Origin of the sequence: Streptomyces sp. NPDC048521 (genome assembly GCF_043199855.1) — a bacterium.
Classification (GTDB): domain Bacteria; phylum Actinomycetota; class Actinomycetes; order Streptomycetales; family Streptomycetaceae; genus Streptomyces.
This window is the reverse complement of sequence record NZ_JBICWR010000002.1, coordinates 150661-166572: the sequence shown is the minus strand read 5'-3', so window position 1 is coordinate 166572 and position 15912 is coordinate 150661. Positions and strand designations below refer to the sequence as shown.

The 15912-nt window shown below is 72.0% G+C and carries 14 protein-coding genes and 1 pseudogene; 6 read left to right on the top strand and 9 right to left on the bottom strand.

Going from position 1 to position 15912, the window contains the following annotated elements; all coding sequences use genetic code 11:
• Positions 1-187: 187 nt before the first annotated feature.
• Positions 188-1057, bottom strand: a complete 870-nt coding sequence (locus ACGFRF_RS05160) for a LysR substrate-binding domain-containing protein (RefSeq protein ID WP_393737230.1) — start codon at positions 1055-1057, stop codon at positions 188-190.
• Positions 1058-1221: 164 nt separating this feature from the next.
• On the opposite strand from ACGFRF_RS05160, the gene ACGFRF_RS05155 reads away from it, so the two are divergent.
• The gene (locus ACGFRF_RS05155) at positions 1222-2265 is read left to right on the top strand and encodes a bile acid:sodium symporter family protein (protein ID WP_393737229.1); all 1044 of its coding nucleotides are present in this window, start codon (positions 1222-1224) and stop codon (positions 2263-2265) included.
• A gap of 146 nt (positions 2266-2411) precedes the next feature.
• Here ACGFRF_RS05155 and ACGFRF_RS05150 read toward each other — a convergent pair whose 3' ends face one another.
• A complete protein-coding gene (locus ACGFRF_RS05150) occupies positions 2412-3329 on the bottom strand; it encodes a zinc-binding alcohol dehydrogenase family protein (protein WP_393737228.1) in 918 nt (305 codons plus the stop codon).
• Between the two features lie 123 nt (positions 3330-3452).
• Between ACGFRF_RS05150 and ACGFRF_RS05145 the strand changes: the two genes are divergently transcribed.
• A complete protein-coding gene (locus ACGFRF_RS05145; RefSeq protein WP_393737227.1) occupies positions 3453-3890 on the top strand; it encodes a MarR family winged helix-turn-helix transcriptional regulator in 438 nt (145 codons plus the stop codon).
• Between the two features lie 206 nt (positions 3891-4096).
• Here the strand turns inward: ACGFRF_RS05145 and ACGFRF_RS05140 are convergent.
• The 6 genes and pseudogenes from ACGFRF_RS05140 to ACGFRF_RS05115 form a co-directional block, all read right to left on the bottom strand.
• Positions 4097-4273, bottom strand: a pseudogene (locus ACGFRF_RS05140) (N-acetyltransferase); the annotation flags it as partial.
• A gap of 96 nt (positions 4274-4369) precedes the next feature.
• Positions 4370-5218 (bottom strand): formate dehydrogenase accessory sulfurtransferase FdhD, encoded by an 849-nt coding sequence (gene fdhD / locus ACGFRF_RS05135; RefSeq protein ID WP_393737226.1) that lies wholly within the window; start codon positions 5216-5218, stop codon positions 4370-4372.
• Between the two features lie 7 nt (positions 5219-5225).
• Entirely contained in the window at positions 5226-6086 is an 861-nt protein-coding gene (locus ACGFRF_RS05130) for a 2Fe-2S iron-sulfur cluster-binding protein (protein ID WP_393737225.1), read from the bottom strand.
• Positions 6083-7906, bottom strand: a complete 1824-nt coding sequence (locus ACGFRF_RS05125; protein WP_393737224.1) for an NADH-ubiquinone oxidoreductase-F iron-sulfur binding region domain-containing protein — start codon at positions 7904-7906, stop codon at positions 6083-6085. Before ACGFRF_RS05125 ends, ACGFRF_RS05130 begins: the two co-directional genes overlap by 4 nt.
• 4 nt (positions 7907-7910) lie before the next feature.
• Positions 7911-9830: a molybdopterin oxidoreductase family protein gene (locus tag ACGFRF_RS05120; protein ID WP_393737223.1), complete on the bottom strand. Its 1920-nt coding sequence runs from the start codon at positions 9828-9830 to the stop codon at positions 7911-7913.
• Positions 9827-10798, bottom strand: a complete 972-nt coding sequence (locus ACGFRF_RS05115; protein WP_393737222.1) for a 2-dehydropantoate 2-reductase — start codon at positions 10796-10798, stop codon at positions 9827-9829. The genes ACGFRF_RS05120 and ACGFRF_RS05115 overlap by 4 nt, the downstream gene beginning before the upstream one ends.
• A 192-nt stretch (positions 10799-10990) precedes the next feature.
• Between ACGFRF_RS05115 and ACGFRF_RS05110 the strand changes: the two genes are divergently transcribed.
• The 4 genes from ACGFRF_RS05110 (at position 10991) to ACGFRF_RS05095 (ending at position 14352) form a co-directional block, all read left to right on the top strand.
• Complete coding sequence (locus ACGFRF_RS05110) at positions 10991-12319, top strand: OFA family MFS transporter (RefSeq protein WP_393737221.1); 1329 nt, start codon at positions 10991-10993, stop codon at positions 12317-12319.
• Positions 12294-12422: a hypothetical protein gene (locus ACGFRF_RS05105; protein ID WP_393737220.1), complete on the top strand. Its 129-nt coding sequence runs from the start codon at positions 12294-12296 to the stop codon at positions 12420-12422. Before ACGFRF_RS05110 ends, ACGFRF_RS05105 begins: the two co-directional genes overlap by 26 nt.
• Positions 12423-12561: 139 nt before the next feature.
• Complete coding sequence (locus ACGFRF_RS05100; protein WP_393737219.1) at positions 12562-13509, top strand: beta-ketoacyl-ACP synthase III; 948 nt, start codon at positions 12562-12564, stop codon at positions 13507-13509.
• Positions 13510-13674: 165 nt separating this feature from the next.
• Positions 13675-14352 carry a GntR family transcriptional regulator gene (locus ACGFRF_RS05095; RefSeq protein ID WP_393737218.1) on the top strand — a complete coding sequence of 226 codons (678 nt, stop codon included), beginning with the start codon at positions 13675-13677 and terminating at the stop codon, positions 14350-14352.
• 150 nt (positions 14353-14502) lie between these two features.
• Here the strand turns inward: ACGFRF_RS05095 and ACGFRF_RS05090 are convergent, their stop codons facing one another.
• Entirely contained in the window at positions 14503-15912 is a 1410-nt protein-coding gene (locus ACGFRF_RS05090; protein WP_393737217.1) for an OFA family MFS transporter, read from the bottom strand.

Here is a 15912-nt window from a genome sequence, read left to right as displayed (position 1 = left end):
CGTGCCACGCACCGCGCGGTGCCGCTCCGCCGCGGCCCGAGGGCGGCCCCGGAAAACAAGCCCCGGGGCCCTCGCCGGCGCGCTCCGCTCACCCCTGGCGAGGGTCGGTGCCGGGGCGGGTTCGCGGGGGTGCCTGGAGGTCGGTGCCGGGGCGGTGTCCGTGGTGCGGGCGGGGTGCCGGGCGGGATCAGGCGCCGTGTCGGCGCAGGCGCTCGCCGCCCGCCTGGATCGCCGCCGCCAGGGCGTTCGCGGCGCTCTCCGCCGCGGTCCGGCGCCGGCCGTGGACGAGGACGAAGTCGATCCTGCCCAGGTCGGGCAGGCCGGCCCGGTCGGGCAGCCGGGACAGGCCGGGCGGGATCAGGCGCCGGGAGTGCGCCATCACACCGAGGCCGGCGCGGGCCGCCGCGATCAGCCCGTTGAGACTGCCGCTCGTGCACACGATCCGCCAGTCCCGGCCCTGCCGCTCCAGGACCTCCAGCGCGCGGGCCCGGGTGATGCCGGGCGGCGGATACACGATCAGCGGTACGGGCCGGTCGGTGTCCAGGCGCAGCCGTTCGGCGCCGATCCACACCAGGTCGTCGCGCCAGACAAGGTCACCGCGGGGATCCTCGGGGCGCCGCTTGGCCAGCACCAGGTCCAGCTTCCCGGCGGCCAGCTGCTCGTGCAGGGTCCCGGACAGTTCCACCGTCAGCTCCAGGTCGACCTCCGGGTGGTCGTACCGGAAGCCCTCCAGGATCTCCGGCAGCCGGGTCAGGACGAAGTCCTCCGAGGCGCCGAACCGCAGCCGGCCGCGCACGCGCGTGCCGGTGAAGAACGCCGTCGCCTGCTCGTGCACCTCCAGGATCCGGCGGGCGAAGCCGAGCATCGCCTCGCCGTCCTCCGTCAGCTCCACCGAGTGGGTGTCCCGGGAGAACAGCTGCCGGCCGGCCGCGTCCTCCAGCCGGCGCACATGCTGGCTGACCGTGGACTGGCGCAACCCCAGCCGCCGGGCGGCCTGCGTGAAGCTGAGCGTCTGGGCCACCGCCAGGAAGGTGCGCAGATGCGTCGGGTCGTACACGGCTCCCCAGCCTACCGGGCCATCGCGGAACATGATGACAGTCAGAGTGGTGTGCGGGATTCCCGATCAGTGAGCGGAGGAGGACGATGGAGAGGGGTCCTGCGTGCCCGTGACCCGCGGGGCCTCCACTGACACGCACAGACACGCACAGCAATCGGAGCACCGTGAAACGCCTGCGCTGGCCGAGTTGGATGCCGATCGACCCGTACATCGTGCTGCTGCTCGGGACGGTGGGCCTCGCGGCACTCCTTCCGGCCCGGGGCGCCGCCGCGGACGTGGCCTCGGGCGCCTCGACGGCCGCGATCGCCTTTCTCTTCTTCCTCTACGGCGCCCGGCTGTCCACCCGGGAGGCCCTGGACGGACTCAGGCACTGGCGGCTCCACCTCACCGTGCTGATCTGCACGTTCGTCATCTTCCCGGTGTTCGGGCTCGCGCTGCGTGGTGCTGTGCCGGTCCTGCTGACCCAGCCCCTCTACCAGGGCCTGCTGTTCCTGACCCTGGTGCCGTCCACGATCCAGTCGTCCATCGCGTTCACGTCGATCGCTCGCGGAAACGTGCCTGCCGCGATCTGCGCCGGATCCTTCTCCTCCCTCGCCGGCATCGTCCTCACCCCGCTGCTCGCGGCGGCCCTGCTCGGCACCAGCGAGGCCGGGTTCTCCGCCGACTCACTGGTGAAGATCGTGCTCCAGCTGCTGGTGCCGTTCCTCGCCGGGCAGGTGATGCGGCGCTGGATCGGCGGCTTCGTCGCCCGGCACAAGAAGGTCCTCGGACCGGTCGACCGCGGCTCGATCCTGCTCGTCGTCTACACGGCCTTCAGCGAAGGCATGGCGCAGGGCATCTGGCACCGGATCAGCCCCGTCCGGCTGGCCGCGCTGCTCGCCGTCGAAGCGGTGCTGCTGGCTGTGATGCTCGTCCTCACCTGGTACGGCGGCAAGGCACTCGGCTTCAACCGGGAGGACCGGATCGCCCTCCAGTTCGCCGGATCGAAGAAGTCCCTCGCCTCGGGACTTCCCATGGCGAGCGTCCTGTTCGGCGTCCAGGCCTCCCTGGCCGTGCTGCCGCTGATGCTCTTCCACCAGATGCAGCTGATGGTGTGCGCGGTCATCGCCAAGCGCCGGGCCCGTGATCCGGAGGGGACGTCGGACGCGGCGGGGGAGTCGACCGCTGGTGTGGCCCAGGGGCAGCCGCAGGACCGGGTGCTTCGGTGACCGCGGCGCCTTCGGGTCCGGCAGCTCCTCGTCGCCGAGCGCCCGGCCCCACCCGTGCACCTCGTCGATCACCCCGGTGAGGAAGGCGCGGCTGTCCATGCGCTGACCGATGTGCACACCGAGGGCTGCGTGGCGGCTGCGGGCGCTCACGGGCGCAGGACGACCTTGCCGAGGTTGGCCCGTGTCTCGATCGCCGCGTGTGCCTTCGCCGCGTCCTCCAGCGCGAACTCCCCGTGCACGGCGGGCCGCACGGTGCCTTCGGCGAACAGGCGCCACAGCTCCCGCCGCCACTGCTCGTAGAGCTCCGGCCGGCCGCGGGCGATCAGGGCCATCTGGAAGCCGATCACCGACTTGGCGCCCACCAGCAGCTCGTACGCCTGGATCGTGCCGCCCCCCGAGCTGTAGGCGACCAGACGGCCGTGCGGGGCGAGTGCGGCGAGGGCGGGGGAGAGCAGAGCGCCGCCGACGGCGTCCAGGACGCAGTCGACCGGCTCCCCCCAGGCGGCGTCACCGTAGGCGACACAGTCGTCCGCGCCGAGCGAACGGACGAAGTCCGCCTTGCCCGGGTCGGACACGGCACCGACCACCCGGCCCGCACCCCGGGCCCGCGCCAGCTGGACCGCGAGGTGCCCGACACCGCTCGCCGCCGCCGTGACGAGCACCGCCTCGCCGGGTGCGGGTCGCGCCGCCGCCAGTGCCCCGAGCGCCACCAGACCGCTGCGCACCAGCGCGACCGCCTCCACGGCGGTGGCCGCCTCCGGTATCGGCGAGGCCATGGCCTCGTGCACCAGGGCGAAGTCGGCGTAGCCGTGGCCGAAGCAGAGCCCGGTCACCCGGTCGCCCGCCTGGAAGCGGGTCACGCCCTCGCCGCCCGTGACGACCTCACCGGCGATCTCGCCGCCCAGCGGGATCGGTTCGGCGGCCTCGGTGACCTTGCGGACGACGGGCAGGGTGACCCCGACCGCCTCGACGCGCACCAGCAGCTCACCGGGGCCGGGCTCGGGTACGGGGGCCTCCTCCAGGAACAGGGGACCGGCCGTGGACTCGTACCGGACACGACGCATGGCAACCTCCAGGCCGGCGCGACGGCCGATCGGTCATGGGGAACCCCGACGAACTCGTTGGTGGTCCCAACGGTAGGGGAGGTTCGTTGGGATGTCCAATGGTTCTCCGGATAGGCTGGCGCCATGGCCGAAGCACCCCTGCCCGCGATCCGCTCCCTCCCCAGCTGGCTGCTGGGCCGGGCCGCCGCGCGGGGCCGCGCCCTGGTGGCCGACGCCCTCGCGGCCGAGGGTTTGAAGATGTGGCACCACGTGGTGCTCTCCGCCGTCCGCGACCTCGCCCCGGTCGCCCAGGCCGACCTCGGCCGCAGCGTGGGCCTGGACCCCAAGGACGTCGTCGGCGTCCTGAACGACCTGCAGACGGCCGGCCTCGTGGTCCGCGCCCCCGACCCCCGCGACCGGCGCAAGAACGCCGTGTCCCTCACCGGCGAAGGCGCCCGCCTCCTCACCCGCTGCGAGCAGGTGGCCCGCGACGCCAACGACGAACTGCTCGCGCCGCTGTCGGCCGCCGAACGCGACCAGTTCATGGGCCTGCTGATCCGGATCTCCGGAACCGACGGCTGACGGGCGCGCACCCCGCCCCCCCGCCCGTGAGACCTGTTCACGGTCACCACGTCGGCATCCAGCGGCTGGGGGCCGCCCGGGGAGAGCGCACACGGTCGACCGGCCACGTTCGTGGTGTCCCCCAGGAGCGGTTCGGGACGCACGCGAGACGGACTCAGGCCGGTTCGGGGAGATGGGCCCCGGTCCTCCCCCCGTGCGACGCCACGGGCCATGCGCTTCACGAGCCTTGCCCGGCAGTCCGGCCGCTCCGCCTCGGTGATCGAGAGATCGCGGAGTCACGGAGCCGGCCCTCCTCTCCCGGCGCCCAGGACCGGGACCAGTTCCGCAGCACGCCCTCGAGGCGTGGCGCCCACCCCCTCGATCGCCGCCCGCGAACGGCTGTTGTCCTCGGCGGTACCGTGCGGGGTGAGGCGGGGCCCCGTGGCGCAGGGGGCGCTCCCCGCCGACGGGGGCCCCGCCGCCGTGCCGCGGGGGACCGGTCAGCCCTGGGCGGCCGCCTCCCGGAGGGCGATCCGGTCCTCGCCCGCGTACACGTTCATCGAGCCGCCCCGCAGGAAACCCACCAGGGTCAGACCCGTCTCCGCCGCCAGGTCCACCGCCAGCGACGACGGCGCCGACACCGCCGCCAGCACCGGGATGCCCGCCATCACCGCCTTCTGCGCCAGTTCGAACGAGGCGCGGCCGGAGACGAGGAGGATCGTCCGGGACAACGGCAGGTCACCGTTCTGCAGCGCCCGCCCGACCAGTTTGTCGACGGCGTTGTGCCGGCCCACGTCCTCCTTCGTGTCCAGCAGCTCCCCGTCCTCGGTGAACAGGGCCGCCGCGTGCAGGCCACCGGTCCGGTCGAACACCCGCTGGGCCGCCCGCAGCCGGTCGGGTAGGGCGGCCAGCAGCTCGGGGGAGACCCGCAGCGGGGGAGTGTCGGCGATCGGCCAACGGGTGGTCGTGCGGACGGCGTCCAGGCTGGCCTTGCCGCACAGCCCGCAGGAGGAGGACGTGTACACGTTCCGCTCCAGGGTGAAGTCCGGCAGGCTGACGCCGGGTGCGGTCTTCACGTCGACCACGTTGTACGTGTTCGAACCGTCCGCCGTCGCGCCCGCGCAGTAGACGATGTTGCGCAGATCGGAGGCGGTGGCCAGGACGCCCTCGCTCACCAGGAATCCCGCCGCCAGCGCGAAGTCGTCGCCCGGGGTACGCATGGTGATCGCGAGCGGCTTGCCGTTCAGCCGGATCTCCAGGGGTTCCTCGGCGACGAGCGTGTCCGGCCGGGTGGAGACCGCCCCGTCCCGGATCCGGAGGACCTTGCGTCGTTCCGTGACTCGTCCCATGTTCTGATCAGCCCCGGTTCTGTACGTGCTGGTAGCCGAAACGGCCCTTGATGCAGAGGTTGCCGTGGGTCACCGGGTTGTCGTGCGGTGAGGTGACCTTGACGATCTCATTGTCCTGCACATGGAGCGTGAGGGTGCAGCCCACCCCGCAGTACGCGCACACCGTGGTGGTCTCCGTCTGCCGGGACTCGTCCCAGGTACCCGCCGCCCGCATGTCGAACTCCGGCTTGGACGACAGCGCCCCCGTCGGGCACACCTCGAGGCAGTTCCCGCAGTACACGCACGCCGAGTCGGTCAGCGGCGCGTCGTGCTCGACGGCGATCCGCGCGTCGAAACCGCGCCCGGCGACCGAGATCGCGAAGGTGTTCTGCCACTGGTCGCCACAGGCGTCGACGCACTTGTAGCACAGGATGCACTTGCCGTAGTCGCGCACGTACAGGTCGTTGTCGATCCTCGGCTGCTCGTTCAGCCGGGCCGCGTCGGGGCCGAAGCGGTCCGGCTTCGCCTCGTACTCCTTGAGCCACTCGGCGACCTGCGGGGTGGTCGACAAGTCGACGGAGGACGCGAGCAGCTCCAGGACGATCTTCCGGCTGTGCCGGACGCGCTCGGTGTCCGTCCGGACCTCCATCCCGGGCTCCGCGCGGCGCGAGCAGGCCGGGACGAGCGTCCGCGCCCCCTCGACCTCGACCACGCACACCCGGCACGCGTTCTTCGGCCGCAGCGTGTCGCCCTGGCACAGCGTCGGCACGTCCTTCCCGGCCGCCCGGCACGCGTCCAGGACGGTCGAGCCCTCCGGGACGCGGGCCGGTTCGCCGTCGATCGTGAACTCCAGCAGACGGCGCGGGATCCCCAGCGGTGTCACGGTCATTCGTACGCCCCCAGACGGTCGATGGCGGATTCCACGGCGTTCCACGCGGTCTGCCCCAGACCGCAGATCGAGGCGTCCCGCATCGCCCGGCCGACCTCCCGCAGCAAGGCGATGTCCGTCGCGGCGCCGGGTCCCGTGCGGTCCGCGATCCGGCGCAGCGCCTCCTCCTGCCGCACGGTCCCGACCCGGCACGGCACGCACTGCCCGCAGGACTCGTCCCGGAAGAACTCGGCGATGCGCAGCAGCAACCGGGGGAGCGGCACGGTGTCGTCGAAGGCCATCACCACCCCGGAACCGAGCGTGGTGCCCGCCTGACGGGTGCCTTCGAAGGTGAGCGGGACGTCCAGCTCGTCGGGCCGTACGAACCCGCCGGCCGCCCCGCCCAGCAGCACCGCCCGCAGCCCCGGGCGCACCCCGGCCAGCGCCAGCAGTTCACCGAGCGTCGCCCCGAAGGGCAGCTCGTACACGCCCGGCCGCGCCACACTGCCGGACACGCAGAACAGCTTCGGCCCGGTGGACCGCTGCGTGCCGATGGCCGCGTACGCCGGGGCGCCCATCGTCAGGATCGGCAGGACGTTGACCAGCGTCTCCACGTTGTTCTCGGCCGTCGGCTTGCCGAACAGGCCCTTCTCCACCGGGAACGGCGGCTTGGAGCGCGGCTCGCCCCGGTAGCCCTCGATGGAGTTGAACAGGGCCGTCTCCTCGCCGCAGACGTAGGCGCCGGCGCCCCGCCGGATCTCGATGTCCAGGCTGTAGCCCTGGCCGAGGATGTCGTCGCCGAGCAGGCCGCGGGTGCGGGCCTGGTCGATCGCCCGCTGCACGCGGTGAACGGCCCGCGGGTATTCCCCGCGGATGTAGACGAAGGCCCGGTGCGCGGATATCGCGTACGAGGCGATCGTGATCGCCTCCACGAGCGCGAACGGGTCGCCCTCCATCAGTACCCGGTCCTTGAAGGTGCCCGGCTCGGACTCGTCGGCGTTGCACACCAGGTAGTGCGGGCGGTCGGGCTGGGACGCCGTGGCCTGCCACTTGCGGCCGGTGGGGAAGGCGGCGCCGCCGCGCCCGACCAGGCCGGAGTCGGTCACCTCGCGGATCACTCCGGCGGGTCCCAGCTCGAAGGCGCGGCGCAGCGCCGTGTAGCCGCCGTGCGCGCGGTAGTCGTCCAGCGAGCACGGGTCGACCACGCCGATCCGGCGCAGCAGCACCAGCGAGGGATCCCCCGCCTGGGGCACCGCCGCCACAGCCGGCGGCTCCTCGGGTGCCGCGTCCGGTGCGCTCGCCGCACGTACGGCTGCCGCCACGGACGCCGGTGCCGACACCGCCGTACGCACCTGCTCGCCCGCCCGGACCGCGAGCGCGGCCGGGGCGCGTTCGCACAGGCCCAGGCACGGGCCGCGCTCGACGCTCACCCCGCTGCCGGGCCCGAGCCGCGCCTCGATCCCCGCGCACAGCTCGCCCGCCCCGGCCGCCGTGCACGCCAGGTCGGTGCAGACGTGCAGCACCGTCGCGGGACGCGGCCGGAGCGAGAACATGGCGTAGAAGGTGGCCACGCCGTACGCCTCGGCCGGCGGCACGGTCAGTCTGCGGCACAGGTAGCCGAGGCCGCCTTCGCTGATCCAGCCGACACGGTCGTTGAGGGCGTGCAGCCCCGGCAGCAGCAGATCGCGCCGGTCGCGGGCCTCCCGGCCGCCGCGCGCCCACCGCAGGTCGGCATCCGTGCGGTCGGCGCCCTCCCAGGAGGACTCCGGAGGCCCCAGCAGGGCGTCCACGGCGGCCCGTTCCTCGTCCGTCGGTTTGCTGTCGCCGAAGCGCAGGTCCACGCCCTCACCTCACGTACGTCGTAACCGGGAGCTTCTCGATCCGGATCGCCGACGCCTTGAACTCCGCCGTCCCCGCGATCGGGCAATTGGCCTCGATCGTCAGCTGGTTGGTGTCCACCTCGTCGGGAAAGTGCATCGTCATGAAGGCCAGGCCCGGCCGGAGCGCGGTGTCGATCCACACCGGCGCCACCACCGACCCGCGCCGCGAGGACACCCGGACCTCCTCGCCGACCACGACCCCGTACCGCTCGGCGTCCTCCGGGCACAGCTCGACGTACTCGCCGCGCCTGAGCGGGGAGGCGAAACCGCCGCTCTGCACACCGGTGTTGTACGAGTCCAGGCGCCGTCCGGTGGTGAGCCGGATCGGGTACTCCTCGTCGGTGAGGTCGACCGGCGGATCGTGCTGGACCAGCCCGAACGGGGCCGGCGTCCCGCGCCTGCCGGGGTCGGTCTCCCACAACCGGCCGTGCAGGTAGGTCGGTTCCAGCCGGCCGGGGTCCGGGCAGGGCCACTGGATGCCCTGGTGTTCCTCCAGGCGTGCGTACGTCATCCCGTAGTGGTCCGGGGAGAGCGACCGCAGCTCGTTCCAGACCGCCTCGGCGTCGGTGTACTTCCAGTCGTGGCCCAGCCGGGCGGCCAGCGCGCAGATGATGTCGATGTCCTCGCGGGCCTCGCCGGGCGGGGTCACGGCCCGGCGCACGCGCTGCACGCGGCGCTCGCTGTTGGTGGTCGTGCCCTCCGTCTCCGCCCACCCGGCGGTCGCCGGCAGCACCACGTCCGCCAGCTCGGCGGTCTTCGTCAGGAAGATGTCCTGCACGACGAGGAAGTCCAGCGCCCGCAGCCGCCGTACGGCCTGCTCGCTGTCGGCCTCCGACTGCGCCGGGTTCTCCCCGACGCAGTACACCGCCCTGAGGGTGCCCGCCTCCATCGCCTCGAACATCTCCGTCAGGTTCAGCCCGTAGTGCGGCTGGAGGACGGTGTCCCAGGCCGACTCGAACTTCAGCCGGACGTCCGCGTCGAGGATGTCCTGGAAGCCGGGCAGCCGGTTGGGGATCGCGCCCATGTCGCCGCCGCCCTGCACGTTGTTCTGCCCGCGCAGCGGCTGCAGCCCGGAGCCGTAGCGGCCGACGTGACCGGTGAGGAGGGACAGGTTGATCAGCGCGCGGACGTTGTCGGTGCCGTTGTGGTGCTCGGTGATGCCGAGGGTCCAGCACAGCTGGGCGCGCTCGGCGCGGGCGTAGGCGTGCGCCAGCTCCCTGATGGCGCGGGCCGGTACGCCGGTCACCTTCTCGGCGAGCGACGGCGTCCACGGCTCGACCAGCTTGCGGTACTCCTCGAAACCGGTGGTCGCCCGCTCGATGAACGCCTCGTTGGCGAGCCCCGCGTGGATGATCTCCCGGCCGATCGCGTGCGCCATCGGGATGTCGGTGCCCACGTTCAGCCCGAGCCAGCTCTCCGCCCACTCGGCGGTGGACGTCCGGCGCGGGTCGACGGCGTACATCCGGGCGCCGTTGCGGATCCCCTTCAGCACGTGCTGGAAGAAGATCGGGTGCGCGAAGCGGGCGTTGGAGCCCCACATCACGATGACGTCGGTGTGCTCGATCTCCTCGTACGACGACGTGCCGCCGCCGGAGCCGAACGCGGCCGACAGGCCCGCGACGCTGGGGGCGTGACACGTCCGGTTGCAGGAGTCGACGTTGTGGGTGCCCATCACCACCCGGGCGAACTTCTGCGCCACGTAGTTCATCTCGTTGGTGGCGCGGGCGCAGGAGAACATGCCGAACGCGCCCCGGTTGCGCTCGAGGCCCCGGGCCGCCCGGTCCAGGGCCTCCTCCCAGCTCGCCCGCCGGAACGGCTGGTCGCGTGCGTCGCGGACCAGTGGGTGGGTGAGCCGGGTGTAGGTCTTCGCTTGCCGTTTCCTCATGCGGCGCTCCTCAGCGCGAGCAGGTCCGAGATGGCGTGCACGGTGCGCAGCGTGGGCACCTCCACGCCGGTGATCTCCGCGAGTTCGACGACGGCCGCGAGCAGCACGTCCAACTCCAGCGGCTTGCCGCGCTCCAGGTCCTGGAGCGTGGAGGTGCGGTGGTCGCCGACGCGCTCCGCGCCCGCGAGCCGCCGTTCGATGGAGACGCCGACCTCGCAGCCCAGGGCCTCGGCGACGGAGAGCGTCTCGCGCATCATCGTCTCGATGACCCGGCGGGTGCCGCCGTGCCGGCACATCTGCCGCATGGTGGCGCGGGCGAGGGCGCTGATGGGGTTGAAGGAGATGTTCCCCAGCAGCTTGAGCCAGATGTCGCTGCGCAGGTCCGGTTCCACCGGGCACTTGAGCCCGCCGGCCTTCATCGCCTCGCTCAGCTCCAGGCAGCGTGCCGAGACGGTGCGATCGGGCTCGCCGATGGAGAACCGGGTGCCTTCCAAGTGGCGTACGACGCCCGGCGCCTGGAGTTCGGTGGCCGCGTAGACGACACAGCCGACGGCCCGTTCGGGGGCGAGGACCGCGCTGACGGCGCCGCCCGGGTCCACGCTCTCGATGCGGTGGCCGTCGTAGGGGCCGCCGTGCCGGTGGAAGTACCACCAGGGGATGCCGTTCTGCGCGGCCACCACGGTGGTGCGCTCGTCGAGCAGTGGCGCGATCAGCGGCCCGCACGCCGCGTACGCGTTGGCCTTCAGGCCCAGGAAGACGTGGTCCACCGGGCCGACCTCGGCCGGGTCGTCGGTGGCCTGCGGGTGCGCGGTGAAGTCGCCGCGCGGGCTGAGCACCCGTACACCGTGCCGCCTCATGGCCGCCAGATGCGGTCCACGGGCGATGAGGTGCACTTCGGCACCGGCGCGGTGGAGCGCGGCACCTACGTAGGCGCCGATCGCTCCGGCGCCGAGGACTGCGACTTTCACGGGAACACTCCGTTCGGTTCGAGGGGATACCGCGGAGGCTGAATCCTGTCGACGAAATATTGTCTACAGTATGGAGAAGTCCTCAGCAAGGGTTCGCGCGACGACCGTTGAGCGCATGCGGCATACCGTTCACCGCATACGGTCGACGCCGCGCCTTCTCAACTCCCTTGTGCCGCCCTACCGTCCGGCACCATGAGCAGCCCCCCTCTCGCACCCCCGGGCTGGAGTCGTTGGCTCGTCCCGCCCGCCGCCCTCTCCGTCCACCTGTCCATCGGCCAGGCCTACGCCTGGAGCGTGTTCAAGCCACCGCTGGAGTCCGCCCTCCATCTCGACGGCACCCAGAGCGCGCTGCCGTTCCAGCTGGCGATCGTGATGCTCGGACTGTCGGCCGCGTTCGGCGGCACACTCGTCGAGCGCAACGGCCCGCGCTGGGCGATGACCGTCGCTCTCGTCTGCTTCTCCTCCGGCTTCCTGATCGCCGCGCTCGGCGCCCAGACGCGGCAGTACTGGCTGATCGTCCTCGGCTACGGCTTCGTCGGCGGGATCGGCCTCGGCATCGGCTACATCTCGCCCGTCTCCACACTGATCAAGTGGTTCCCGGACCGCCCGGGCATGGCCACCGGGATCGCCATCATGGGCTTCGGCGGCGGCGCGCTGATCGCCTCGCCCTGGTCGGCGCAGATGCTCCAGTCCTTCGGCACGGGCCACTCCGGGATCGCGGCCGCGTTCCTCGTGCACGGTCTGTCGTACGCCGTCTTCATGTCGCTCGGCGTTCTCCTCGTGCGCGTGCCACGCACCGAGAAACCGGTCGACGGCGGGCCCGGCAACCTCGACGGCGTCCAGGTGTCCGCCCGCAGCGCCGTGCGCACCCCGCAGTTCTGGTGCCTGTGGGTCGTCCTGTGCACGAACGTCACCGCCGGCATCGGCATCCTGGAGAAGGCCGCACCGATGATCACGGACTTCTTCGCGGACAGCTCCACCCCGGTGTCGGCCTCCGCGGCGGCCGGCTTCGTCGCCCTGCTGTCGGCAGCGAACATGGCCGGCCGGATCGGCTGGTCGTCCGCCTCCGACCTGATCGGGCGCAAGAACATCTACCGCGTCTACCTCGGCGTCGGCGCGCTGATGTACCTGCTGATCGCCCTGTTCGGGGACTCGGCGAAGCCGCTGTTCGTGCTGTGCGCGCTGGTGATCCTCTCCTTCTACGGCGGCGGTTTCGCCACGATCCCCGCCTATCTGAAGGACCTCTTCGGCACGTACCAGGTCGGTGCCATCCACGGCCGGCTGCTCACCGCCTGGTCCACGGCCGGGGTGCTCGGGCCGCTGATCGTCAACTGGATCGCCGACCGGCAGGAGGCGGCCGGCAAGCACGGCGCGTCGCTGTACGGGCTGTCGTTCGCCATCATGATCGGCCTGCTCGTGGTCGGCTTCGCCGCCAACGAACTCGTCCGCCCCGTCCATGCCCGCCACCACATCCCCGCCCCCAGGGAGGCCGCCGATGTCCAGCGACAGCAGTCCGCCTAGCCGGCGGGGCCTGATCGCCCTCGCCTGGCTGTGGGTGGCGGCGCCCCTCGCCTACGGGTTGTACGAACTCGTACAGAAGGCGACACAGCTGTTCACGGGATGAGTGCTCGGGCGTCCGAGGGGCTGAGCGAAGCCGACAACCCGGGCGCCCGTTTCCTGTGGCTTCACCTGCCCTCGTACCCGCGAGTCACTGATCAGACTGGTGGATCCTCCTACCCACGGCAACGAGGGGAACCCACCACATGAACGGCTCGCGCATCGCCGCCGTCGGCCACTACCAGCCCGCCAAGGTGCTCACCAACGACGACCTGGCCGGCCTGGTCGACACCAGTGACGAGTGGATCCGCAGCCGGGTGGGGATCCGTACCCGGCACATCGCGGGTCCGGACGAACCGGTCGACGAACTCGCCGCGCACGCCGCCGCCAAGGCACTCGCCGCCGCCGGTCTCACGCCGGCCGACATCGGCCTGGTCCTCGTCGCCACCTCGACCGCGATCGACCGCTCTCCGAACACCGCCGCCCGGGTGGCCGCGCGTCTGGGCATCCCGCAGCCGGCCGCGATGGACCTCAACGTCGTCTGCGCCGGCTTCACCCACGCCCTGGCCACCGCCGACCACGCCGTCCGGGCGGGCGCGGCGACCCGGGCGCTGGTCATCGGCGCGGACAAGATGTCCGAGGTCACCGACTGGACCGACCGCAGCACCTGCGTCCTGGTCGGCGACGGGGCCGGGGCCGCCGTGGTCGAGGCGTGCCGGCCGGGACAGCAGCCCGGGATCGGGCCGGTGCTGTGGGGATCGGTGCCGGAGATGGGCAACGCGGTGCGCATCGAGGGCACCCCACCCCGGTTCGCCCAGGAGGGGCAGAGCGTCTACCGCTGGGCCACCACCCAACTGCCGCCCATCGCCCGGCGCGCCTGCGAGCGTGCCGGCATCGCCCCCGCCGACCTCGCCGCGGTCGTCCTGCACCAGGCCAACCTGCGCATCATCGAGCCCCTCGCCGAGAAGCTCGGCGCGGTCGACGCGGTGATCGCACGCGATGTCACCGAGTCGGGCAACACCTCCGCGGCCAGCATCCCGCTCGCGCTGTCCAAGCTGATCGAGCGGGGCGCGGTCCGCAGCGGCGACCCGGCCCTGCTGTTCGGCTTCGGCGGCAACCTGTCGTACGCCGGGCAGGTCGTGCGGTGCCCGTGACGCCGTCCGCGGGGGGGCGGGGGACGGCGTGACGCGCCCGACTCCCACTCCCTTTGGCTTTTGTGCACCGTAGACTGTAGACGAAAGACAATCCATAGTGGGCAGTCCACCGTGGACCGCACACAGCACGCTGTGTACGGCAGCCAGCTCAGGAGGGGGACCGCGATGTTGTCGACCGGACTGCCGCAGGGAGCCGTGCCCAAGCTGGAACGGCCCGGCCCGCTGCGCGACCGTGTCTACGAGGCGCTGCTGGAGCTGATCACCACCCGCGCCCTGCAGCCCGGCCAGCACCTCGTCGAGAGCGAACTCGCCGGACACCTGGGCGTCTCCCGGCAGCCGGTGCGCGAGGCGCTGCAGCGGCTGAACACCGAGGGCTGGGTCGATCTGCGGCCCGCCCAGGGCGCGTTCGTGCACGAGCCGACGGAGGAGGAGGCCGACCAGCTGCTGACGGTCCGCACGCTGCTGGAGGCGGAGGCGGCCCGGCTGGCCGCCGCGCACGCGGACAGCCCCGGCATCGCCGTCCTCGAGGAGCTGTGCGCCGAGGGCGAGAGGGCGGTGGCGGCCGAGGACGTGGACCGCGCGGTCGCCCTCAACGCGGCCTTCCACGCCAAGGTGATGGAGCTGGCCGGCAACACGGTCCTCGCCGAACTGGCCGACCAGGTCGGCCGGCGGGTCCGCTGGTACTACACGCCGGTGGCCCGCCAGCGAGGCCGGCAGTCGTGGATCGAGCACCGCGAACTGATCACCGCGATCGCCGCCCGTGACGAGCAGCGCGCCACCCACCTGATGCGCGAACACACCGAGCACACCAGGCGGTCGTACCACGAGCGCGACACGACCTGACCTCCGCGGCACGCCGGCCCGCTCGCGGGCCGGCGCTGCGGCGGCGCACCGGCGTGACCGCGGCCCCTGGGACGCGCTGTTCCCCCCTCCGCGATCGGTGAAGCGATCACGGAAGGGGAACACCAGGACGGGACGGAAGCCGGGCAGGCGTCAGGAGGCCGGCCGCGGCTCCCCGAGCGCGAGCCTCTTCCCGCCGTCCCGGCCCGGCTGGCGCAGCAGCAGGGCGAGAGCCGCGGCCACCATCGAGATGCCACCGGCCAGCGCGTAGGCGCCGTTGTAGCCCCAGGCGCCCACCACCATGGACCCCAGGCCGCCGCCGAACAGGCCACTGACCAGCTTGCCGCTGTACACCAGGCCGTAGTTGGTGGCGTTGTAGTTCTCGCCGAAGTAGTCCGGCGTCAGTGCGGCGAACATCGGGTAGAACGCGCCGCCGCCGAAGCCGGAGAGGAAGGCGAAGATCAGGAACAGCCACTCGCTCTTCATCTCGCCCGCCAGGATCACACCGAACTGGGCGAGCCCGAGAACGACGATGACGAACACCAGGGCCGACTTGCGGCCCCACCTGTCGGACAGCCAGCCCACGACACCCCGCCCGACGCCGTTGATGACCGCCATGACCCCCATCGACGAGGCGGCGACGAGCGGGCCGAAGCCGACCTCCTTGGCGTAGTCGACCTGGAAGGAGATGCCGAAGATCGACACACCGGCGGTCATCACGATGGTCACCCACATCAGGGGCAGCATGCCGGTCCTGACGGCCTCCTTCGGCGTGTACTGCCGCACCGCCGGAGGATTCTTGGCCAGGCTCATGGCGTTCTTCTGGCTGCCGGAGAACGTCAGCGGGTCGATGTCCGCGGGCCACCAGTTCTTCGGCGGGTCCTTGAAGAAGATCGCGCACCCGATGACCACGATCATGACGTAGCAGCCGATCAGGTCCAGCACGCGGTGGTAGTTCCCGGTGTCGAAGCCGTAGTTGAAGATGAAGATGAACGGCAGGGACCCGTAGGCGAAGCCGCCGTTGACGAAGCCGGTCCGGGCGCCGCGGCGCTCGGGGAACCACTTGCCGACCATGTTGATGCAGGTCGCGTAGACGAGACCGGAGCCCAGGCCGCCCACCACGCCGAAACCGAGGATCGCCAGCCACACATTGCTCAGGTGCGACAGGGCGAGGAAGCCGACCAGGCACATCCCGGACCCGATGTACATGGCCCTGCGCGCCGTCAGGATGCCCTTCTCCCGCAGCCAGCCCGCCGGGAAGGCGATGCCGGCCTGGAAGAACACCCAGACGCTGAGGATCCAGAAGGTGTTGCTCTGCGTCCAGCCGTGCGCGTGGGACAGGGTGTCCTCCGCGGAGCCGTACGCGTATTCGGAGACACTGATCGCCATCATGGCGATCCACGGGAGGTACACCATGAACGCGCGGGAGTGGCCGAGAATGTCCCGGTCGCTCTCGCCGATGCGGTAGACGCGGCCGTGGGAGTCGGTCACTTCACGGTAGGGACGGGGTGCGGCGCCGGGGTCTGCCGACGAACTGCCGGCTGCGATGGGGTCCGCGGTCAT